We start from the raw sequence: 21,154 nt of genomic DNA on the forward strand, positions 1-21,154 counted from the left end.
AAAGCGGATTGTTGGCAAACGACCGATTGCAGAGGATGAAGCGGAAAAGTAAAAGTGGCGCCATCGAAACGGGACATGGGAGGTGGGGAGTAGGATTATGATCCCGCAAGCGCTCACCGAAGCCTGCGAGCGAAACAAATTCGTCTGGCATCGGGAATCCTCACAAGATGTCGATTTCGCGTTCGATGATCTAATGATCGAGCAGCAGGGAGAGTTCTGGCAGTTCAGTCGAGTGTATTGCCTTCAATTCGTCTCTGAAACTTTGCCATTTGAAATGGCAGACTTCCTTGAAGACGATGGTCAGATTTCTGACCTTGTTGAATACGCGCATCGGGAGCTTCAAATACCGAACGATCTGATCCCGATTTCAACCTATGAAGCCGAGTCGCTTTATTGCGTCCGTCCTGGCACCAGCCAGCTTGTGCTATTGACACCAAGTAAAGGCGGCGAGGCATGGGACGAGCAAGAAATCAGCAGCAGCTTCTTCACGTTCATGCTTGAGCACCTTCGATGATCGGCCAGCCGATATGACGGACAAAACCGGCGAAATTCGTGCGATTATCGAAGAGGTGCTGGACGACAGCCGTCGGTGCGAAGAAGTTGCGACGGTCGTCGGAAAGCGTATGCGCGAAGCCGGGATACCTGTCGATCGGGTGTTCATTAGCACCCGTTTTCAAGATGGTATCTCCAGCGACATATTCCTTGGCGATTCAGCCGACATCGCAAGTTTTGAAGTGGATGCGCGGACACTCGGTTGCGCGATAATCTTTGAGGAAATGGTCAGGGAATTCGAGGAAAGGGGCCGGAAGCCCGTCACCATCGAGATAAAGAGCTTTAAAGAAATCGCGGAGAAATATGGCGGGAGCTATGATCGGTACCTCACGTCGAACTGATTGCAGTCAAACGCCTGCCAACCATCCCGTTCCGCTCATTCGTTCTCTGGAGAGGCATGCCTGAAAGCAGCCCAGGCCGCGGCAAATCGGCAGCCGTGGTCTCGAACAGCGCGCTGCGGACCCGCTCCGCTTGCCAGCCGCCGGCCGGTGCGCCGCCTCTGGCGCGTTAAGGCTCCGCCCGCTGCGCGATGCTCGCCTTAACGCTCGGGCGGCTTACTCGGCAAAATCCGCCGAAATCACAATCCGCGCCGCATCCCATTCGGGCACCGCTTCGGGCCGCATCGGCACCATGAAGCGTTTGGGCTTCTCGCCTTCCGCCGCGGGGCATTCGATTTCGATGACGTCGCCTGCGCCGTAATTGTCGACGGCGATCACCGTGCCCAGCGCTTCGCCATTGTCGGACACGGCAGGCAGGCCCAGCAGGTCGGCGTGGTAATATTCGCCCTCTTCCAAGGGCGGCAGTTCTTCGCGCGCAACGGTCAGCACCATGCCGCGCAGCGCCTCGGCCCCGTTGCGATTGTCGATGCCGGCCAGTTTCAGGATCGCCCCGCCCTTGCCGTCATCGCGCAGTTTCTTCGCGCTGACCTCGCGGCTCTCACCAGACGCCTCGCGCAAAAGCGTGAAGGCGCGGAACCGCGATAGCGATTCCACGCCTTCCCCGAACAGTTTCAGCCGGATCTCGCCATTCACCCCATGCGCGCCGGTAATAGCAGCGAGCACGATACGATCGGCAGTCATCGATCCGGCCTTTACCGCAATTACTCTTCGGTCGCTGCTTCTTCAGCAGGCGCTTCTTCGGCCGGAGCTTCGGCAGCAGCCTCTTCAGCCGGTGCTTCTGCGGGCTTGCTGGCTTCTTCCTCGGCAGCCTTCTTGGCTTCCTCGGCTTCGCGGGCCTTCTCGGCCTTTTCCTCGGCGCGTTCCTTGGCCTTTTCGCCCGGTTCGGCCTTCTTCGGGTTGTTGCGGGCCGCACGCTCAAGAATGCCGGCAGCATCGAGGAAGCGGGCAACGCGGTCGGTCGGCTGCGCGCCGACGCCCAGCCAGTAACGCACGCGGTCTTCGATCAGCTTGACGCGGTCTTCCGAATCCTTGGGGAGGACGGGGTTATAGGTGCCGACCTGCTCCAGATACTTACCGTCGCGGGGTGCGCGGCTGTCGGCCACGACGACGCGGTAATAAGGACGCTTTTTCGCGCCACCGCGCGACAGACGGATTGCAATTGCCATTTCAAATACCTTTCAAACAAATCACAAATTGGAAAAATTCACGAAATCATTTCTTTTTCAGCAGGTTCTGCAGCTCGGGCGGGATATCGCCGCCGCCCGGAAGGCCCGGCATGCCGCCCCCCATTCCGCCGCCGCCACCAAGGCCCGGCATGGCGGCACCCAGACCGCCTTTTCCGAACAGCTGGCCAAGGCCCTTCAGCCCGCCCATCTTCTTGATCTGCTTCATGGCTTTCGCCATTTCCTGATGCATTTTCAGAAGCTTGTTCACGTCCTGCACCTGCGTGCCCGAACCGGCCGCGATGCGTTTCTTGCGCCTGGCGTTCAGCAGTTGCGGCTTCTCGCGCTCTTTGGGCGTCATCGACCCGATGATCGCGTCCATGTGCAGCAGCACCTTGTCGTCCATGCCCGACTGCGCCATCGCCGCCTTGGCCTTTTTCATGCCCGGCAGCATGCCCGCGATCGCGCCGATACCGCCCATGTTCGACATCTGCTGCAATTGCATGCGCAGATCGTTCATGTCGAATTCGCCCTTGGCCATGCGCTTGGCAAGGCGTTCGGCGTCTTCTTCCTTGACGGCGGTCGCGGCCTTTTCGACCATCGACACGATATCGCCCATGCCAAGGATGCGATTGGCCACGCGCGAGGGGTGGAACACCTCGATCGCGTCCAGCTTTTCGCCGGTGCCCGCGAACTTGATCGGCTTGCCGGTAACCGCGCGCATCGACAGCGCCGCGCCGCCGCGCGCATCGCCGTCCATGCGGGTCAGCACCACGCCGGTCAGCGGAACCTCTCCGGTAAAGGACTGGGCGACGTTCACCGCGTCCTGACCCGTCAGCGAGTCGACGACCAGCAGCACTTCGCGCGGGGTCGATACGGCGGCGACCGCCTTCATCTCGGCCATCAGCGCTTCGTCGACATGCAGGCGGCCCGCGGTGTCGAGCATCAGCACGTCGAAGCTTTGCAATCTCGCCGCCGAAATCGCGCGGGTTGCGATTTCCACCGGCTGTTGCCCCGCGATGATCGGCAGCGTCGCCACGCCCGCCTGCTCGCCCAGAACGGCCAGCTGGTCCTGCGCCGCCGGACGATTGACGTCGAGCGAGGCCATCATGACCTTCTTGCCCTCGGTCTCTTTCAGGCGGCGGGCGATCTTGGCGGTGCTGGTGGTCTTGCCCGAACCCTGCAGGCCGACCATCATGATCACGACCGGCGGTTTGGCATCCAGATCCAGTTTCGCCGCTTCGGGGCTGCCGCCCTGTTCGGGATCGCCGCCCAGCATTTCGACCAGCGCGTCATTGACGATCTTGACGACCTGCTGCCCCGGCGTGACCGAGCGGAGCACTTCCTGCCCGATCGCGCGGTCGGTAACCGTATCGATAAAGCGGCGCACCACGGGAAGCGCGACATCGGCCTCAAGCAGAGCGATCCGCACTTCGCGCATGGCGGTGCGGACGTCGTCTTCCTTCAGCGCGCCGCGACCGCGCAGCGAATCGAATACATTGCCGAGCCGGTCGGACAGTGCATCAAACATGGGTCACCTCCGGCGTGTCCGCCGCTTCTCCTGTTATGCCTGCCGCGAAAACCGCCGCAAACCGTTCAAAACCGGCGCAAAACGCCGAAAACGCCGGTGGGCGAAACCTCGCCGACCAGCGTGTATGTCAATGCGTGCGGCGCCATGGGAACCGCCCTTGTGCATGATCCCGTTCGCGGCAGGCCGATGGCCTTTCCCGTCCGGTTCGGTGCGCCCCATACATCGGCCCTTCCCTGCTGGCAAGCGCAAGCACTGTTTCGGCTTTGGTCCGGCGCAATGGCTGCGGACAACAATAACTGCCGTTTAACCTCTTTTTTAGGGTCTGGCGGCTATTGCCACCGTTCAGGCGCCGGAATCGCGCCAAGGGCCGTGGAGCAGATATTTGCGATGAGTGATCGCGCCAAACACCCCGAGGGTCAGGGCAAGAGCCGCCCGACCGACCGGTATCGCCGGGCGGAGCGCGACCTTGTGCTTCTGGGCGTGATCATCGCGGCGACCATCATGCTGGTGGGCCATGCAGGCGCTGTCATGCCGCAGGTTCTGGGTTTCTTTAACGGTGACGGAGACGGCCCCGCGCAATGGGCGGCCAGCGCCCTGCTGCTGAATATCGCGCTGATCATCTTTGGCTGGCGCCGGTACAAGGAGCTGATCGGCGAAGTCGAAAAGAGCCGCATCGCCGAGGAAGAGGCCCGCGAACTGGCGCTGACCGATCCGCTGACGGGTTCGCTCAACCGCCGGTCGATCCTGCCCCTGACCGAGGAAATGGTGCTGGAGGCGGAGAAGGCCGACAAGGCGGTCGCCTTCGTCATGATCGACCTCGACAATTTCAAACAGATCAACGATCTCAACGGCCATCGCGCAGGCGATTGCATGCTGATCGAAATTGCACAGCGCATCCGCGCGCAAATGCCGCCCGGTGCGCGGCTGGCGCGGCTGGGCGGTGACGAATTCGCCTGCGTGGTTCCCTATAACCGCTCCTCGCCCGATTTGATCGACCAGCTGGCGACCAGCATCATCGATATCGCGCAGCAGCCCATCGCCATCAATGGCGGCGAGCTGGCCGTTGGCCTGTCGCTGGGCCTAGCGACCAGCGTGGAGCTGGACCAGCCCGGCCCCAATGCGGCGGGCGAGCTGCTGCATATGGCGGATATCGCCATGTATCACGCCAAGAAGATGGGCCGGAACCGGTACGACTGGTTCACCCCCGAAATGGAGCGCGAGCTGAAGCTGCGCAGCGAGCTGGAAAGCGGCATCCGTCGCGGCATCGCGCGCGGCGAATTCGTGCCCTTTTACGAACAGCAGGTCGATGTGGAGACCGGCGAGCTGACCGGTTTCGAAATGCTGGCCCGCTGGCAATCGCCCACGCTGGGCCTTGTCACCCCCGATTTCTTCATCCCCGTGGCCGAGGAAATCGGCTGTATCGCCGAATTGTCCGAAGCCGTGATCGCACAGGCGCTGAAGGATGCAGCCGACTGGGATCCGGCACTGACCCTGTCGGTCAATATCTCGCCCGTGCAATTGCGCGATCCGTGGTTTGCGCAGAAACTTCTGAAACTGCTTTCCGAAGCGAAATTCCCGCCCGAACGGCTGGAAATCGAAGTGACCGAAAGCTGCCTGCACGAAAATATCGGCCTCGTCCGGTCGCTGGTCACTAGCCTGAAGAACCAGGGCGTATCGGTCAGCCTGGACGATTTCGGCACCGGCTATGCGTCGATCGCCCAGCTTCGTGCCCTGCCCTTCGACCGGATCAAGATCGACCGCAGCTTTATCGCAGAGCTTGGCCGCAGCGGCGACAATGCCGCGCTGGTTAGCGCGATCACCTCGATCGGTGCGGGCATGCGCCTGCCCGTCACGGCAGAAGGGATTGAGAGCGAGCATGTGCGCGACCGTTTACGCGGCCTGGGCCAGTTCAAGGGTCAGGGCTATTTCTATGGCCGCCCCGAGCCTGCCGAAAAGGTCCATGCCCGCCTGAAAAGCGAAGCGCGGCTGGCCGAGGATGTACGAACGCCGTCGCGTCTTGGCCCCCAGTCCGCCAAGACACCCGAAGACGGCGAACCGCCCCGCGCCGCCAAGGGCTGATCGCCGCATAGGGCGATTGGTCCGAAAGACGCAGCGCAGGACTGGACGTAACGCCCCCCGCTGCATAGATGCGAGCCTGTTATGCGCATCCCCTTCACCAAGATGCACGGGCTTGGCAATGATTTCGTCGTGCTCGATGCCCGTGCCGAGCCGCTGCCGCCGATCAATGGCGAAATCGCGGCCGCGCTGGCCGACCGTCATACCGGCATCGGCTGCGACCAGCTTGTGCTGATCGAACCGTCGGACATGGCCGATATCCGCATGCGCATCTTTAATTCCGATGGCGGAGAGGTCGAGGCCTGCGGCAATGCGACCCGTGCGGTCGGCCTGCTGGTTGGCGGGGAACTGACCGTCGAGACATTGGGCGGGCTGCTGGCGGTACGCCCCGATGCAGCGGGCATTGCGGTCGACATGGGCGTGCCGCGTTTCGAATGGGATGCGATCCCGCTGGCCTATGCGATGGACACGCTGGCGATGCCGGTCGGCTGGGACATGCTGGACGCTCCTGTGGCGGTGAATGTCGGCAATCCGCATGCGGTGTTTTTCGTCGACGATCTGGCCGCGATCCCGCTGGGCGAGATCGGACCGGTGATCGAACATGATCCGGTGTTTCCGCAGGCCGTGAACGTCAATGTCGCGCAGGTCCTGTCGCGCGGCGCGATCCGCCTGCGCGTATGGGAACGCGGCGCGGGGCTGACGCGGGCCTGCGGCACGGGCGCCTGCGCCACGGCGGTCGCGGCGATGCGGCGCGGTCTGGTCGATCGCGAGGTGACCGTGTCATTGCCCGGCGGCGATCTGGTGATCGGCTGGGGGCAGGACAGTGCAGAGGCGAAGGGCCGCATCACCATGACCGGCCCCGCGACCATATCCTATACCGGCGCTTTCGATTGGGGGGCTTACGCTTGAGCGCCTCTGAAATCGTGACCCTGGGCTGCCGCCTGAACATGGCGGAGAGCGAGCGCATTGCCGCGATCCTGAATGGCAGCGCCGACAAGACCGTGGTGGTGAACAGCTGCGCCGTCACGCAAGAGGCGGTGCGCCAGACCCGCCGCGCGATCCGCCGCCTGCGCCGCAGCCATCCCGACGCGCGCCTGCTGGTCACCGGATGCGCCGCCGATATCGAGGGTGAGCAGATCGCCGCCATGCCCGAAGTCGACGGGCTGGTCGCCAATGCGGCCAAGCTGGAACCGCGCGCATGGTCGGCAGGCGATGCACCGCGGCACGCACCGCAGCCGGCCGCCCGCGCCCGCACGCGCGCGTTCGTTCCCGTGCAGAACGGCTGCGACCACAGCTGCACCTTTTGCGTGATCCCGCAGGGTCGCGGAGCCAGCCGGTCGCTGCCGGTCGACGACATCGTGCGGATCGTGACCGACCATCTGGATCAGGGCGCGCCCGAGATCGTGCTGACCGGCGTCGATGTCACAAGCTGGGGACACGACCTGCCCGGCGCGCCCGCGCTGGGGGTTTTGGTACGCGCGCTGCTCGATGCCTGTCCCGGCCTTGCGCGTCTGCGCCTGTCCTCCATCGACGGGGCGGAAATCGATCCTCTGCTGGAAGACATGGCCGCGCATGAGCCGCGTTTCATGCCGCATCTTCACCTGTCGCTGCAATCGGGCGACGATATGATCCTGAAACGGATGAAGCGCCGCCACAGCCGCGCCGATGCGATCCGCCTTGTCGAACGGCTGAAAAACCGCCGCCCCGATCTGGCTGTGGGCGCCGATCTGATCGCGGGATTTCCGACCGAAACGGACGATATGCACGCCAATAATCTTTCCATCATCAGCGCCTGCGATATCGTGCATGGCCATGTCTTTCCCTTCAGCCCGCGCCCCGGCACGCCCGCCGCGCGCATGCCGCAAGTCGATCCGGTGCGCGTAAAGGCCCGCGCTGCCGAAATGCGCGGCGCGGTCGCCGTGCAGCGGCGCCAATGGCTGGACGGGCTGATCGGCAGCACACAGACCGTGCTGGCCGAACGCGATGGCACCGGCCATGCCGAGAATTTCGCCCCCGTCCGCCTGCCCGCCGGCATGGCACAGGGCGAAACCGCCCGCCTGCGCATCACCGCGCGCGACGAAGGCCTGCTGGTCGGAGAAGCGGCATGAGCGAGAGCTGGCAGACCCGCGTCTTCGGCGGTTTCCGCAAGACATCCGAACGGCTGAGCGAGAACCTTGCCGGTATCGGCGGGCAGACGCGGCTGACCGATGCGCAGCTGGACGAGCTGGAAGATGCGCTGATCCTGTCGGACCTTGGCCCGCGCGCGGCGATGCGGATCCGCGAGAAACTGGCCGAACGCCGCTTTGACCGCGGTGCCGACCAGCGCGCCATTCAGGAAGCGGTGGCCGAAGAAATTGCCGAAATCCTGCGCCCCGTGGCGAAGCCGCTTGATGTTACCGCCTTTCCCCGCCCGCATGTCGTGCTGGTCATCGGGGTCAACGGCAGCGGCAAGACGACCACCATCGCCAAGCTTGCCCATCTGTTTCAGGAAGAGGATTATTCGGTCATGCTGGCCGCGGGCGACACGTTCCGCGCCGCTGCCATCGGGCAGTTGAAAGTATGGGCCGACCGCATCGGCGTGCCCGTGGTGACCGGGCCCGAAGGCGGCGATCCGGCCAGCGTGGTGTTCGACGGGGTCAAGGCCGCGACCGACAAGGGCAGCGACGCGCTGATCGTGGACACGGCGGGCCGCCTGCAGAACAAGCGCGAGTTGATGGACGAGCTTGCCAAGATCCGGAAGGTTCTGGGCCGCCTCAACCCCGAAGCGCCGCATGATGTGGTGCTGGTGCTGGATGCAACCAACGGGCAGAATGCGCTGTCGCAGATCGATGTGTTCAAGGAAGTGGCGGGCGTGACCGGCCTTGTGATGACCAAGCTGGACGGCACGGCGCGCGGCGGCGTGCTGGTTGCGGCGGCAGAGCAATATGGCCTGCCCATCCACGCCATCGGCGTGGGCGAAGGGATCGACGATCTGCGCCCCTTCGATCCCGATCTGGTCGCCCGCGTAATCGCCGGAGTGGCATGATGACCCAGCAGACCGAAGCAGCGCCCGCCAAGAGGAAATCCGGCTGGCTGAACCTTGCCATCGATTACGGGCCGCTGCTGATCTTCTTCCTCGTCTATCGCTATTTCAGCCCCGAGGAAAAGGGCAATGCCGTGGGCGAGGTGCTGGCCGTGGTGAAAGGCACCGGCGCGTTCATCGTGGCCGCGCTGGTCGCTCTGGGCGTGTCAAAATGGAAGCTGGGGCACATCACCCCGATGCTGATGCTGTCGACCGCGCTGATCGTGTTTTTCGGCGGGCTGACGATCTTTTTTCAGGACCCCGTGTTCGTGCAGGTCAAGCCGACGATCATCTATGCGATCTTCGCGGTCGCGCTGCTGGTCGGCTGGCGCATGGGCAAGCCGCTGCTGAAATATCTGCTGGGCGCCGCGTTCGAGGGCTTGTCGGATCGCGGCTGGCTGATGCTGTCGCGCAATTGGGGATTCTATTTCGTCGGGCTGGCGGTGCTGAACGAAGTAATGCGCGCGGCGCTGCCGTTCGAACAATGGCTGACCGCCAAATTCTGGCTGTTCATGCCGCTGTCGTTCCTGTTCACCTTTATGCAGCTGCCGATGATGATGCGCGAAGGTCTGGGCAAGGAAGACGAGGTCGAGGAAGAAACGACCCACCCGCCCGTCTGAGAGCATCCCTTCTGACAGCTCCCCGTCAGACAACTACGGGCAGCGGGCAGGCCAGCCGCGGCCCGCCCTGCACTGCCCGTCATGCGTGTACAGTGTTCCGCCCGTTCAGGCGGCGGCGTGTTGCGATGCCAACTGCGTTTGCAGCACGCCGATCCGCTTGCGCTCGTCCGTCCAGCTGCGGTTGGGCTGGGCGCTGACCTTGTCGATCAGCTGGCGCAGTTCGTTTTCACGGTCTTTGCGGGTTGTTTCCTGCATATCGACTCTCCTCTCGTCTCATGCGCTTCTTCAAAGCGGAAGCATCATAGCATGAAATGCGGCACGAAGGGGGCGGTTCCGACGCAAAAACGCGTTGGACCGGCCCCGAACGGGCGTACGCAATCAGATTTCCAGCTGGCTGCCCAGTTCGACCACGCGATTGGTGGGCAGACGGAAGAATTCCATCGCATTGGCGGCATTGCGCAGCATCCAGGCGAATATCTTCTCGCGCCAGATCATCATGCCCGGATTCTCCGAGGGCAAAAGCGTCTGCCGCGACAGGAAAAAGCTGGTCTGCATCATGTCGAACATGCCGCCGCAATGGTCGATATCGGCCAATGCCTTGGGCACGTCGGTTTCCTCCATGAAACCGTAATGCAGGATCAGGCGATAGAATCCGCGCCCCAGATCGTGAATCTCGTGCCGCTTGGCCGGATCCACATAGGGGTAATCCTCGATCTTCACCGTCAGCACGACCACGCGTTCGTGCAGCACCTTGTTGTGTTTGATATTATGCAACAACGCCGATGGCACGCCCGCCGTGCTGGACGCCATGAAGATCGCCGTGCCCGATACGCGCGTGGCCGAATTGGTCGCGGACTTGGCGAAAATCTCGATCGGCAGCGCAACCTCGGCCATGCGTTCGTGCATCAGCTTGCGCCCCTTGGCCCATGTGGTCAGCAGGGTGAACGCCACCGCGCCGATCAGCAGCGGGAACCAGCCCCCGTCGGGCACCTTGGTCGCATTGGCCGCGAAATAGGCGCCGTCGACGATGAAGAACAGCACCACCACCGGCACCGCCATCCACCATTTCCACCGCCACACGGCCAGGAACAGCGCCGCCAGCAGGCAGGTATCGATCAGCATCGCGCCCGTCACCGCGATGCCGTATGCGCTGGCAAGATTGGACGAGTTCTGGAAGGTCAGCACCAGCAGGATCACCGCCACCATCAGCGCCCAGTTGATCGCGGGGATATAGATCTGCCCTGCCTCGGTCTCGCTGGTGTGCAGGATCGACAGGCGCGGGATAAAGCCCAGTTGCATCGCCTGATGCGTGATCGAGAACGCGCCCGAAATCACCGCCTGGCTGGCGATGAAGGTCGCCATCATGGCAAGGATGACGAGCGGGAAGCGCATCACTTCGGGCGCCATCATGAAGAAGGGATTGCGGATCGCCTCTGCCGCGTCGGGGCCCGACAGGCTGGTCACCATCGCCGCCTGCCCGAAATAGTTGAGCAGCAGCGCGGGCATCACGAAGGCGAACCAGCTGATCCGCAGCGGACCGCGACCGAAATGGCCCATATCGGCATACAGCGCCTCTGCCCCCGTGACGGCCAGAACGACCGAGCCGAGCGCCAGAAACGCCAGCGTCTTGTCGACCATGAAGAACTGCACCGCATACCACGGGTTCAGCGCCACCAGCACGCCCGGGTTCTGCACGATATGGGTTACGCCCAGCACTGCCAGCACGCAGAAATAGGTGATCATGATCGGCGCGAACAGCGCCCCCACCTTGGCCGTGCCGCGTTTCTGAAGCAGGAACAGGCCGACCAGCATGACCAGCGCGATGGGGATCACCCATTGTTCGAAACGCGCTTCCACCACGGTCAGGCCTTCCACGGCGGAAAGCACCGAAATCGCAGGGGTTATCATCGAATCGCCATAGAACAGCGATGTCGCCATCACCCCCAGCAACACCGTCAGCCACCCAAATCGCGACTTGCCCATATGGCGCGAGATCAGCGCGACCAGCGCAAGGCTGCCGCCCTGCCCCTTGTTGTCGGCGCGCATCAGGATCGTCACGTACTGGATCGAAACCACCAGCGTCATCGACCAGAAGATCAGGCTGACCACGCCAAGGATATGCAGCTTGTCCAAAGCCAGCGGATGCGGCCCGACAAATGTTTCGCGGAAAGCGTAAAGCGGGCTGGTGCCGATATCGCCGAACACGATGCCGACCGCGCCCGCCGCCAGCTTCAGCTTGGCGCTGGTGCGTTCCTTGCCGGTAAGCGCATGTCCGCCCCCGTGCGATGCCAACTCGCTGCTCAAGCCAGAAAAAACTCCGGTCTGTGGTCGTTGCCCGCCCCGATTCCGTCGGGCCCGGCAAACAGGGCTGCGCGATTAGCAGCGCCCATGATGCACCGCAAGCGAGCACTGGGGGCATACTTCCAATGCCCCTGCTGCGATTGCGAACACCGCCATGGCGCTGCGTGGATCATCGCGCGGGGGCTGCCATTGGACCTGCCGGCGCGGGCATCTGGCCCTGCTGCGCTTCGATCAGCGCGTCAAGTTGCCGCACCTGCGCCTCCAGCACGGCGCGCCACGGTTCGCTGTCCGCCGTATCGCCATCGGCCAGCGGACGGTCGAGCAGCGATTGCCAGCGGTCTCGCGCTTCGGCGTATCGGCCCGTCTGCGCCAGTGCCAGCCCGGCGAAAAACGGCGGGCCGGGATGGCGCGGCGCCAATGCCGCCGCCTTGTCATAGGAATAGAGCGCCGCCGGAGTAGCGATGCCCTGTGCATGGCCGACCAGCGCATTGCCCAGCGCCAGCCACGCATCGGGATCGTCGGGATGTTCGCGGATCGCCCCGCGCAAGATCGCTGCCGCGGCGGAAAACTGCCCGTTGCGCGTCATGGCATCGGCCGTCACCAGATAGCGGCGGCCCGGCGCGAATTCGGCCTGCATGCCCTGCCGCACCTCGACAAGGGCGGCCTCCATGCTCTCGCGGCTTTCGCGCGGCGGCTTGGGCGCGCCCTGCAGCGACGGGCTGCCTTGCGCGGCATAGCCCGCAAGGCCGAGCAGCAGGGCCGACCCCGTCAGCTCCCACGCCGGACGCGGCAGTTTCAGCACGAAGATCAGCGCGGCGAACACCGCGACCGCCAGCGGGACGACGATAAACCAGCTCATTCGCCGCCTCCCGATTCCGGACTATGCCTGTTGCGGCGGAACCGTCCGCGCAGCAGGAACAGGGCCAGCAACAACAGCACTACGGGCGCTGCGAACAGCGGCCATGTCAGCCCCGTGACCACCGGCTTGTAGCTGATGTAATCGCCATAGCGATCGATCAGCCATTGGCGGATCGCCTCGGGATCCTCGCCCGCCGCGATGCGCTGGCGCACTTCGCTGCGCATGTCGCCCGCCATGGGCGCGTCACTGTCGGCGATCGACTGGCTCTGACAGGTCAGGCAGCGGATCGTTTCCATCAATTCCTGCGCCCGCGCTTCCTGCGCCGGATCGTCGAGCTGGCGATAGGCATAGGGCGCGGGCGGCAGCGAATCCTGCGCCAGACCCGGCGGCGTGAACAACACCAGCAGCAGGATTGCGGCGATCGCGCCTGCGGCCAGCCACGCCCTCGGAGCGAAGAGATTCCTCACAGCGGCGCCTCTGCCGCGCGCAATTGCGCCATGATCTGCAGCACGTCACGCTCCATTATCGGGCCGATGTGCTGGTAACGGATGATACCCTGCGCATCGATCACAAAGGTTTCGGGCACGCCCGACGAACCGATAGCGAGTTGCAGCGCGCTGACATCGTCGCGCGCGACGGCGCGATAAGGATTGCCGTGACGGGCCAGAAAGGCGGCGATATCCTCCTGCTTGTCGCGAATCGCCACGCCGTCGATGGCCACACCCTGCTGCGCCAGCGCGTCCAGCACGGGCGCCTCGACGATACAGGGCACGCACCAGCTGGCCCATACGTTCAAAAGACGCGGACCTTCGCTGCTCGCGCCCGCCAGCACCACGGTCGGCAGATCGTCGGTTCCCGCGGGCAGCTCCAGCGCGGGCAAGGGGCGGCCGATCATGCGGCTTTCCACCTCGGTCGAAGCGGGATTGGCAAGCCCCCATGCCACCAGCGCCCCCAGCATCACGAAAATCGCCAGCGGCAGCCAGATCAGCCATGCGATGCCGGGCTTGTCCGCCGCGCCTTGCGTTGCCGTATTGCTCATGCTCCGGTCCCTGCCGTGGTGCCTGACGAAGGGCCGGATCGTACCAGCGGATTGACTTCCCGCCGCTCGGCAATGCGGCGCATGCTCGCCTGACGACGCCAGCCGCTGGCGATCCTGCCGACCAGCGCCAGCGCCCCGCCGAACGCAATCAGCAAGCCGCCCAGCCAGATCAGCGGGACGAAGGGCTTCCACCACAGGCGAAGCTGCCAGCGCCCGTCCTCACCCTGCTCGCCCACAACGGCGTAAAGCTGGCCGTTCCAGCGGGTCGCCAGCGCGCTTTCGCTGGTAGTCTGCACCGGCGAGGTGAAGGTGCGCGATTGCGGATGCAGCGCAATCGGCGCAGCCCCGCGATAGCGCGCCTGCATATCGGCCTGCAAAGCGGTCCAGTTCGGGCCCGCGACCGGATCGATGGCGGCCAGTTCGATGTCCCACGGGCCAACCCCGACACTGTCGCCCACCTGCGCTGCGACCAGTTTCTCGATCGAAAAGGCGCTTTCGCTGGCCATGCCCGCCACCGCGACCGCAAGGCCAAGGTGCGAGACGACCATGCCCCACACCGGCAGCGGCGTGCGGCGCAGATTGCGGCCCGCCAGCGGCAATACGCTGGCAATCGCCAGCCCCGCCGCCAGCGCAAGGCCCAGCAGCGGCAATATGCCGATGTCCGGAGACAGCACCAGCGCTGCGATCAGCGTGGCGAGTGTAGCCGCCGCAGGCAGCATCAGGGGTTTTGACACGCGCCCCGCCCGGTCGCCGCGCCAGCGCAGCAGCGGACCGACCGCCATCACCGCCATCATCGGCAACGCAAAGATCGCGCCCACCGGATTGAAATAGGGCGGACCGATGGACACGCGCGTATCGAACGCCTCTGTCACCAGCGGATAGAGCGTGCCCAGCAGCACGATCGCAAGGATCGCCGTCAGCATCACATTATTGAACACCAGACCGGCCTCGCGGCTGATCAGGGTGAATTGCTTGCCTTCCTGAATCGATGTGGCGCGCAGGCCGAACAGGGTCAGCGCCCCGCCGATGTAAATGCCTAGCAGCACAAGGATGAACGTGCCGCGTTCGGGATCGACGGCAAAGGCATGCACGCTGGTCAGAATGCCCGAACGGACAAGGAAGGTGCCCACCATGCTCATCGAAAAGGCGACCACGCCCAGCATGATCGTCCATGTCCGCAGCGCATCGCGCGATGCCAGCACGCCCGCCGAATGCAGCAATGCGGTCGCCGCCAGCCATGGCATCAGCGAGGCATTCTCGACCGGGTCCCAGAACCACCAGCCGCCCCAGCCCAGTTCGTAATAGGCCCAGTAGGAACCGGCGGTGATGCCCACGGTCAGGAAGATCCACGCGCCCAGCACCCATGGCCGCATCGCGCGGGCAAAGGCGGGGCCAACTTCGCGCGTGACCAGCGCACCCACGGCAAAGCTGAACGCGACCGACAGGCCGACGTATCCGAAATAAAGCGTCGGCGGATGGAAGGCGAGGCCGATATCCTGAAGCAGCGGGTTCAGCCCTGCCCCGTCCATCGGCGGCGTCGGCAAACGTTCGAACGGGTTGGAGCTGAACAGCAGGAAGGCATAAAAGCCCAGCGAAACAAAGGCCTGTGCCGCCAGTGTCGCCACGATGGTCTTTTCGGGCAGCCGCCGTTCGACCAGCGCGACCAGCGCGCCCGCCAGCCCCATCACCGTCGCCCACAGCAGCATGGACCCTTCGTGATTGCCCCACGTGCCCGCCAGCTTGAAGATAAGGGGCTTGTCCGAATGCGAATTCGACGCGACCAGCAGCACCGACAGATCGGTGCGGATGAACAGGATCATCAGGGCGCAGAACGACAGCGCGGCCAGCACGCCCTGCATCACCGCGGCGGGGCGGACGGCGGCCGCGGGCTGTTCGCGCATCTGGCCATCGCCACCCGCCAGGGCCCATACGCCCGACGCGAATTGCAGAAACGCCAGCGCACCCGCCAGCCACAGCAGCGCAAGACCGGTTTCCGCGATCATTCGGTTTCGGCCACCACTTGCCTTGCCTGCGCCTCGCTCATGTCCTGTAATTCGCGGGGCATGTAATTCTCGTCATGTTTGGCCAGCAGGTTGGTGGCGATAAAGGTGCCGTCCGCATCCATGCTGCCTTCGGCGACCACGCCCGATCCCTCGACAAACAGATCGGGGGCGATACCGGTAAAGCGCACCGGAACCGTCGCCGTGCCGTCGCCGACGATGAAATCGATCGTCACCCCGTCGGGCTGGCGGCGGATCGATCCGTTCTGCACCATGCCGCCCAGCCGGATGGCGCGGCCCGTTTCGGGCGGATCGCCGGCAATGTCGGAGGGAACATAGAAATAGCTGGCCTGATTGCGCAAAGCCCATGCCGCCAGCAGCCCCGCCCCGATCAGCACGACCAGTGCGATCACCAGCAGCACCAGACGCTGATGCTTGGGCTTGATACCTTGCGGATTGACGCCAGCGCTCATTTCCGGCCCCTGATGTCATCGCGGCGCTTTTCGGCGCGGCGCATCGACAGCCAGCTCCACCCCGCCATTGCCACAGTGCCCGCGATGCCGATGGCATAGCAGGCGATCACAAAGGGCCAATGGTCAAGGTTTTCAGTCAATTTGGGGGGTCACTTCGAATCCGTCGCGCGTGCCTTACAGACTATCGGGCGCGGCGGAAAGAACCTCTGCCTGCGCCTCTGCCTTTTGGGCCTTGCGCCGCAACCGCGCCTCGGCCTGAATGTCGGCCAGCAATGCCCGCATGCGCGCCAGCACCACGCCGCCAAACAGCAGCGAAAAACCCACGGTCGCGATCAGCAGCGGCCACAGAAAGGCCGGATCGATCGCGCTTTTTCCCATGGTGATGCTGGGCGGCTGGTGCAGCGAATTCCACCATACGACCGAACGGTTGATGATCGGCACATTGACCGCGCCCACCAGCCCGAAGATCGCGGTGACGCGGCTGCCTGCCCCCGAAAGCCCGCCACCGGCCGACATGTCGCGCTGTGCCGCGCCTGCCAGCGCGATATAGGCGAAATAGAGCAAAAGCAGCACCAGCATGGATGTCAGCCGCCCGTCCCACACCCACCATGTGCCCCATGTCGGCCGGCCCCAGATCGAACCGGAGACAAGGCAGATCGCGGTGAACACCGCGCCCGGCACCGCCGCCGCGCGCGCCGCGATCGCGGCCAGCGGGTGCCGCCAGACCAATTCGACCAGCGAGGCAATGGCGATGGTCGTCCAGCCGCCCATCCCCAGCCACGCGGCAGGCACATGAATGTAAAGGATGCGCACCGTATCGCCCATCAGCCGGTCGGCAGGCGCAAGGAACAGGCCATAGGCCAGTGCCGCGCCGGTAACGACCAGCCCCGACAGCAGCAACAGCGGCGTCAGCCAGCGGGCGATGCGCAGAAAACGGGCGGGATTGGCGAAACCGTGCATGGATGTCTTTAAGCAAACCTGTGACCGAAAGGCCGGTCAAGGCTCATGCCGGTTTGCAGGGCACTAGACAAGGCCGCAGCCGCGAAATCGGCGGGCCGCGGCGATCCCGCGGCCCGATTTTTCCCGGTATTTTGCGCGATCAGCGCCCGATGGCGCGGCGTGCCATGGCATCGGCGACCAGATTGACCGGCTGGCCAGTGCTGGCCGCTTCGTCCCAGATCGCCTGCAGACGGCCCGGAATACCGGCGATCTTGGCATCGATCGTGTCGGTGCTGACCGCCACCCCGTCGCGGCGCGCCAGATATTCATAGGTCACCGCGATGATCCCGCCGCCGTTCAGCACGTAATCGGGCGTATAGAGAATATCGCGCGCGGCCAGCTCGCTGCCGTGATCTGCCGTGGCGAGCTGGTTATTGGCCCCGCCCGCAATGATCGCGCAATCGAGAGCGGCAATGCTGGCGCTGTCAAGGATACCGCCCAGCGCATTGGGGCTGAACACATCGCAGGGCACGGTCATGATGCTGTCCGCAGATACCGCCTTGCCGCCCAGTTCGGCGGCCAGCGCCTCTGCCCGTGCGGCGTTCACATCGGCCAGCGTCAGCCTTGCGCCGTCCTTTGCCAGCAGGCGGGCCAGGCCGCCGCCGACGCTGCCCACGCCTTGCAGCGCGACATGCACGCCGTCCAGCGAACGGCCAAGCCTGTGCTGCACCGCAGCCTTCAGGCCCAGATAGATGCCATAGGAGGTATAGGGCCCCGGATCGCCGCCCGCGCCGCTATCGTCGGCGGGAAGCCCGGTGACATAGGATGTGCGTTGCGACACCGCGACCATATCGGCCTCAGAAATGCCGACGTCTTCCGCCGTTACGTAACGCCCGCCCAGCGCCTCGACCGCATCGCCGAACGCGGCGAGCATGTCGGGGGTCTTGGTCCCGTCCTTGGGTGCAAGGATCACGGCCTTGCCGCCGCCCATCGGCAGATCGGCCATGGCGTTCTTGTAGCTCATCCCTTGCGACAGGCGCAGCGCATCGGTCAATGCATCGTCGGGATTGGCATAATGCCAGAACCGCGTGCCGCCCGCCGACGGGCCGAGATGGGTGGAGTGAATGGCGATAATCGCGGCCAGCCCGCTCGCTCGATCATGGACGAGGGTGAGCTTTTCATGCTCGTCGAATGCGGGATTGCTCCACATCGCTGGGCCGCCTTTTTGCCGTGTCATGGGGAGCAGGACAGGCTCACCCACAAAGTGAAAATGGGGCGACCGATGGGGTTCGAACCCACGACCTCCGGTACCACAAACCGGCGCTCTAACCAACTGAGCTACGATCGCCATAATGCGCGTGTTCCGCCGGATTTTCGGGCCGGCAGGGGCGCCCTGTTTTCACTGTCGGCATCATGCGTCAAGCACTAGCAAACGGCGGAGGCGGCCTGTTGCACAAAGCGTCGCCCATGAAAAGCAAAATCGGCGTTTTCGTGACAGAAGGCGCAATATTATAATTCGGCGCAATTTGCGAAACACGCGCGGCGATGAAAAACCGCGCGACTCACATGCGCTTACCGGTCCGCACCCCATGATCGCGCCGCCACGCGGCCTGCCCCGTCCTCCACATCGATCAGCGCGGTTTCCTCGAGCACCACCGAGTCCACCCGCACCACGATGCGGGCGGCGAACAGCTCGCTGCGCACGGCCAGCTGCGACAGGGCGGACGGTCCGAATACCGAATCGTCCCCGCGCGCCATCTGCCCGACTGCGCCCGCCACCGAACTCCACCCCGCAGGCGGGCGCGATGCGATAAAGGCGCGCGCGCGGTCGATGCTGAGCGTGCCTGCCGTCATCGCCGCGATCAGCCGCGCCTGATCGGGACGCAAGGTATTGATATTGAGCATCGCATCGTCGCCCGACGGCAGGGCGCAGACCCATGGCAGCAAGCGGCGATAGACCGGCTCTGTCATGCCGCGCACGGCCCGCAATTCGGAAATATCGGCCATGGCCCTGCCCGGCGTGCGATAGGGAACGGGCAGCGAGAGGTAATAATCGTCCTCCGCCCCGTTGGGCTGGGGCGATGCATCGGCGTCCACCCAGTCGCCCACGGCGTCGGCAATGACCGCCGCATCGTTGGCGGGGATCGCCAGCCCCTCCATCAGCCGCAGGAATTGCCCCTGCGCGCGGCGGTTGAATCGCTTGCCCTCGCCCGTCTCGCCCGCGCCGATGGAATTCACATTGAAGCAGTTCTGCGCATCGGTAACGGTCACCGCCACGCTGCCGCGCGCCAGCGGCATCGCCTGTTCGCGGCCCAGCAGGCCGATGCGGTCCACTGTCTTGTCGCTATCCGCACCGACAAGCCGGGTCAGGCGGGCGGCGGCGATCTGTTCGGCGCTGGCGGCATAAAGCTGCGCCTGCGCCATCGACTGGCTGTTCGACGCCAGCCGCGTCGCCAGATTCAGCCGGTCGAGCATCAATGTCGCGATGATCGTCATCAGCGCCACCAGCACCAGTACCGACAACAAGGCGGCGCCCCTGCCCCGCTCGGCAAACCAGCCCTTCGCGGTCATCCGGCGGCTCATCGCGCATCCTCCGGCGCGGGGCCCGATCCGACAAGCGTGACGACGCGCAGATTGGTGCCATCGCTTTGCGGCAATGTCAGTTCGACCGCCACGGGCAATTCGGCGGGGTCCTGCGGACGCCATGTGCCCACCCAGTTGCCGCCCCGCAGCCGGAACCGCAGGACCGGCGATGCGCGCAGTTCGGCCATCACGCCGGGTTCGGGCCGCGCCGCGCCGTCGACGAAAGGCATGCCGATCCGCACCAGCCGGTTCCCGTCCATCCGCCAGATCACGCGCTGCAACGAAGCGCGGTTCCGGCCCGAAGGATTGTCCCAGCCGCCGCGCGTGATCGCCAGCAGATCGCCATTCTCGCCCGCCAGCAGCGCCGGTTCGGGCGCGCCGCCGCTGTCGCGCGCGGGTCGGGGCGCGGCCTGCTGCATATCGGCGCTCCATACCGCGATCAGGCGGCGCTGCGCCGCGATGTCGCCGGTCTTTTCGCGGCTGGCCATTTCGGCATCGACCGAAAAGCGCAACAGTCCCAGCGCGCCTGCCGCGATGATCGAAAAGATGATCAGCGCAACCAGCATCTCGACCAGTGTGAAACCGTTCCGGACGGGACGCGAAATCATTGCGGCGCGGCCCTGACCAGTTCGAAACTGATGCCGCCCGACGGCTGGCCCGCTTCGCGCACCGACATGACGATGCGGATCGTGCCGGGAAACGCTTCGGGCGCGTCAACGCGGCGGGTCCACGCAAAGCGGCGCCCCGCATTCTCCACCATGCCGCTTTCGTCGCCCAGCGCGGGCGGGACCGGATCGCTCATCCATTCGGCGGCCAGATTGCGCGCCGTCACTTCCATCGCCAGCCGCCGGTCCAGATCCGCCGTGCGCGCAATCGATGCGCCTTCCATCCGCAGCAGCGCCAGCGCAGCCAGCGCAAAAATCGCCAGTGCCACCAGCATTTCGATCAGGGTAAAGCCGTTGCGCCTCATCGCCCCGTTTCCGTGCGAATATCACCATTGCGCGCGATCGAGACGGTGGCGTCATGCCCCTCGCGGCTGAGGTGGATGCGCGCTTCCTCGCTCGCAAGGCCGAGGCTGTCGAACACGATGCGGCGATTGCCGCCCGCGACCATGCCGTCGGCGGTTGCTTCCGCGCCCGACTGGCTGACCACCGTGCCCGATGGCCAGTCGCCCCCTTGCAGGCTTTGCGCATCGGGCGGCTGCCAGCCGCCGTCGCCGCGTGTTTCGAAGTAATAGCCTGCGGGCCCAACCACGACCGACACGGGCCGCGAGGTCACGATCGCCTCGTCCCGGGCAGCGCCGGTGCGGGCGGCGAAACGTTCGGCACCGCGGCGCAAATCGCCGCCACTGTCGGGCAGGGCCAGCACCGCTGCCGAAGCAAGCAGGGCCAGCACGAACAGGGCGACCAGCAATTCGATCAGGCTGAATCCGTTGGCCCGCGCCGGTTGCGCAGCGGGGAGGCGAAGATTCGGATGCCTGTCCATCGCGGCAGAGCCTATGCGCCCAGCCGGTGGCGGTAGCAAGGCCGTTGCCGTGTTTCCCCTTTGCAGCGGATCGC

General features: G+C 64.8%; 24 protein-coding genes and 1 tRNA gene. 7 read left to right on the plus strand and 18 right to left on the minus strand.

The annotated features are described in order from the left end of the window. Positions 1-97 precede the first annotated feature (97 nt). Positions 98-514: a hypothetical protein gene (locus LOZ77_RS07400; RefSeq protein WP_230281497.1), complete on the plus strand. Its 417-nt coding sequence runs from the start codon at positions 98-100 to the stop codon at positions 512-514. A 13-nt stretch (positions 515-527) separates the two neighbouring features. Next, a complete protein-coding gene (locus LOZ77_RS07405) occupies positions 528-893 on the plus strand; it encodes a hypothetical protein (protein ID WP_230281498.1) in 366 nt (121 codons plus the stop codon). A 213-nt stretch (positions 894-1,106) separates the two neighbouring features. Here LOZ77_RS07405 and rimM read toward each other — a convergent pair whose 3' ends face one another. The 3 genes from rimM to ffh are packed head-to-tail and all read right to left on the minus strand — an operon-like array spanning position 1,107 to position 3,644. Next, positions 1,107-1,631 carry a ribosome maturation factor RimM gene (rimM, locus tag LOZ77_RS07410; RefSeq protein ID WP_230281499.1) on the minus strand — a complete coding sequence of 175 codons (525 nt, stop codon included), beginning with the start codon at positions 1,629-1,631 and terminating at the stop codon, positions 1,107-1,109. A gap of 20 nt (positions 1,632-1,651) precedes the next feature. After that, on the minus strand, positions 1,652-2,116 hold the full coding sequence (rpsP, locus tag LOZ77_RS07415) for a 30S ribosomal protein S16 (protein WP_230281500.1): 465 nt from the start codon (positions 2,114-2,116) through the stop codon (positions 1,652-1,654). Positions 2,117-2,162: 46 nt separating this feature from the next. Then, entirely contained in the window at positions 2,163-3,644 is a 1,482-nt protein-coding gene (gene ffh / locus LOZ77_RS07420; RefSeq protein ID WP_230281501.1) for a signal recognition particle protein, read from the minus strand. A 369-nt stretch (positions 3,645-4,013) separates the two neighbouring features. Here ffh and LOZ77_RS07425 point away from each other — a divergent pair, with 369 nt between their 5' ends. The 5 genes from LOZ77_RS07425 (at position 4,014) to LOZ77_RS07445 (ending at position 9,401) form a co-directional block, all read left to right on the plus strand. After that, positions 4,014-5,723 carry a bifunctional diguanylate cyclase/phosphodiesterase gene (locus LOZ77_RS07425; RefSeq protein ID WP_230281502.1) on the plus strand — a complete coding sequence of 570 codons (1,710 nt, stop codon included), beginning with the start codon at positions 4,014-4,016 and terminating at the stop codon, positions 5,721-5,723. An 81-nt stretch (positions 5,724-5,804) separates the two neighbouring features. Beyond that, positions 5,805-6,629 carry a diaminopimelate epimerase gene (gene dapF / locus LOZ77_RS07430; RefSeq protein ID WP_230281503.1) on the plus strand — a complete coding sequence of 275 codons (825 nt, stop codon included), beginning with the start codon at positions 5,805-5,807 and terminating at the stop codon, positions 6,627-6,629. Between the two features lie 14 nt (positions 6,630-6,643). Next, a complete protein-coding gene (locus LOZ77_RS07435) occupies positions 6,644-7,828 on the plus strand; it encodes a MiaB/RimO family radical SAM methylthiotransferase (protein ID WP_255671233.1) in 1,185 nt (394 codons plus the stop codon). Further along, positions 7,825-8,745: a signal recognition particle-docking protein FtsY gene (ftsY, locus tag LOZ77_RS07440; RefSeq protein WP_230281504.1), complete on the plus strand. Its 921-nt coding sequence runs from the start codon at positions 7,825-7,827 to the stop codon at positions 8,743-8,745. The genes LOZ77_RS07435 and ftsY overlap by 4 nt, the downstream gene beginning before the upstream one ends. Then, positions 8,742-9,401, plus strand: a complete 660-nt coding sequence (locus tag LOZ77_RS07445; protein ID WP_370638055.1) for an inner membrane-spanning protein YciB — start codon at positions 8,742-8,744, stop codon at positions 9,399-9,401. The genes ftsY and LOZ77_RS07445 overlap by 4 nt, the downstream gene beginning before the upstream one ends. Before the next feature lie 105 nt (positions 9,402-9,506). On the opposite strand, the gene LOZ77_RS07450 is transcribed toward LOZ77_RS07445, so the two are convergent. The 15 genes from LOZ77_RS07450 to LOZ77_RS07520 all read right to left on the minus strand — a co-directional run bounded on the left by LOZ77_RS07450 (position 9,507) and on the right by LOZ77_RS07520 (position 21,080). Beyond that, positions 9,507-9,656 (minus strand): hypothetical protein, encoded by a 150-nt coding sequence (locus tag LOZ77_RS07450; protein WP_230281505.1) that lies wholly within the window; start codon positions 9,654-9,656, stop codon positions 9,507-9,509. Between the two features lie 123 nt (positions 9,657-9,779). Beyond that, the gene (locus tag LOZ77_RS07455) at positions 9,780-11,693 is read right to left on the minus strand and encodes a potassium transporter Kup (RefSeq protein ID WP_370638071.1); all 1,914 of its coding nucleotides are present in this window, start codon (positions 11,691-11,693) and stop codon (positions 9,780-9,782) included. A gap of 178 nt (positions 11,694-11,871) precedes the next feature. Then, on the minus strand, positions 11,872-12,561 hold the full coding sequence (locus LOZ77_RS07460; RefSeq protein WP_230281506.1) for a tetratricopeptide repeat protein: 690 nt from the start codon (positions 12,559-12,561) through the stop codon (positions 11,872-11,874). Next, positions 12,558-12,974 carry a cytochrome c-type biogenesis protein gene (locus tag LOZ77_RS07465; protein WP_370638072.1) on the minus strand — a complete coding sequence of 139 codons (417 nt, stop codon included), beginning with the start codon at positions 12,972-12,974 and terminating at the stop codon, positions 12,558-12,560. Before LOZ77_RS07465 ends, LOZ77_RS07460 begins: the two co-directional genes overlap by 4 nt. 50 nt (positions 12,975-13,024) lie before the next feature. Next, complete coding sequence (locus LOZ77_RS07470) at positions 13,025-13,600, minus strand: DsbE family thiol:disulfide interchange protein (protein WP_230281507.1); 576 nt, start codon at positions 13,598-13,600, stop codon at positions 13,025-13,027. Beyond that, positions 13,597-15,603 (minus strand): heme lyase CcmF/NrfE family subunit, encoded by a 2,007-nt coding sequence (locus LOZ77_RS07475; RefSeq protein WP_230281508.1) that lies wholly within the window; start codon positions 15,601-15,603, stop codon positions 13,597-13,599. Before LOZ77_RS07475 ends, LOZ77_RS07470 begins: the two co-directional genes overlap by 4 nt. Beyond that, entirely contained in the window at positions 15,600-16,073 is a 474-nt protein-coding gene (ccmE, locus tag LOZ77_RS07480) for a cytochrome c maturation protein CcmE (protein ID WP_230281509.1), read from the minus strand. Before ccmE ends, LOZ77_RS07475 begins: the two co-directional genes overlap by 4 nt. Beyond that, entirely contained in the window at positions 16,070-16,213 is a 144-nt protein-coding gene (locus tag LOZ77_RS07485; RefSeq protein ID WP_230281510.1) for a hypothetical protein, read from the minus strand. The genes ccmE and LOZ77_RS07485 overlap by 4 nt, the downstream gene beginning before the upstream one ends. Positions 16,214-16,247: 34 nt before the next feature. After that, positions 16,248-17,033, minus strand: coding sequence for a heme ABC transporter permease CcmC (gene ccmC / locus LOZ77_RS07490; RefSeq protein ID WP_230281511.1), 786 nt, complete (start codon positions 17,031-17,033; stop codon positions 16,248-16,250). Between the two features lie 139 nt (positions 17,034-17,172). Next, positions 17,173-18,222 (minus strand): Glu/Leu/Phe/Val dehydrogenase, encoded by a 1,050-nt coding sequence (locus LOZ77_RS07495; protein ID WP_230281512.1) that lies wholly within the window; start codon positions 18,220-18,222, stop codon positions 17,173-17,175. A 61-nt stretch (positions 18,223-18,283) separates the two neighbouring features. Continuing rightward, positions 18,284-18,360, minus strand: a tRNA-His gene (locus LOZ77_RS07500). A gap of 224 nt (positions 18,361-18,584) precedes the next feature. Beyond that, positions 18,585-19,595: a type II secretion system minor pseudopilin GspK gene (gene gspK, locus LOZ77_RS07505; RefSeq protein ID WP_230281513.1), complete on the minus strand. Its 1,011-nt coding sequence runs from the start codon at positions 19,593-19,595 to the stop codon at positions 18,585-18,587. Beyond that, positions 19,592-20,203, minus strand: coding sequence for a type II secretion system minor pseudopilin GspJ (gspJ, locus tag LOZ77_RS07510; RefSeq protein ID WP_230281514.1), 612 nt, complete (start codon positions 20,201-20,203; stop codon positions 19,592-19,594). The genes gspK and gspJ overlap by 4 nt, the downstream gene beginning before the upstream one ends. Further along, the gene (gene gspI / locus LOZ77_RS07515) at positions 20,200-20,565 is read right to left on the minus strand and encodes a type II secretion system minor pseudopilin GspI (protein ID WP_230281515.1); all 366 of its coding nucleotides are present in this window, start codon (positions 20,563-20,565) and stop codon (positions 20,200-20,202) included. Before gspI ends, gspJ begins: the two co-directional genes overlap by 4 nt. Beyond that, positions 20,562-21,080: a GspH/FimT family pseudopilin gene (locus LOZ77_RS07520; protein ID WP_230281516.1), complete on the minus strand. Its 519-nt coding sequence runs from the start codon at positions 21,078-21,080 to the stop codon at positions 20,562-20,564. The genes gspI and LOZ77_RS07520 overlap by 4 nt, the downstream gene beginning before the upstream one ends. Positions 21,081-21,154: the final 74 nt, after the last annotated feature.

The sequence above is a fragment of the Croceicoccus sp. Ery15 genome, assembly GCF_020985305.1.
Lineage (GTDB): Bacteria > Pseudomonadota > Alphaproteobacteria > Sphingomonadales > Sphingomonadaceae > Croceicoccus.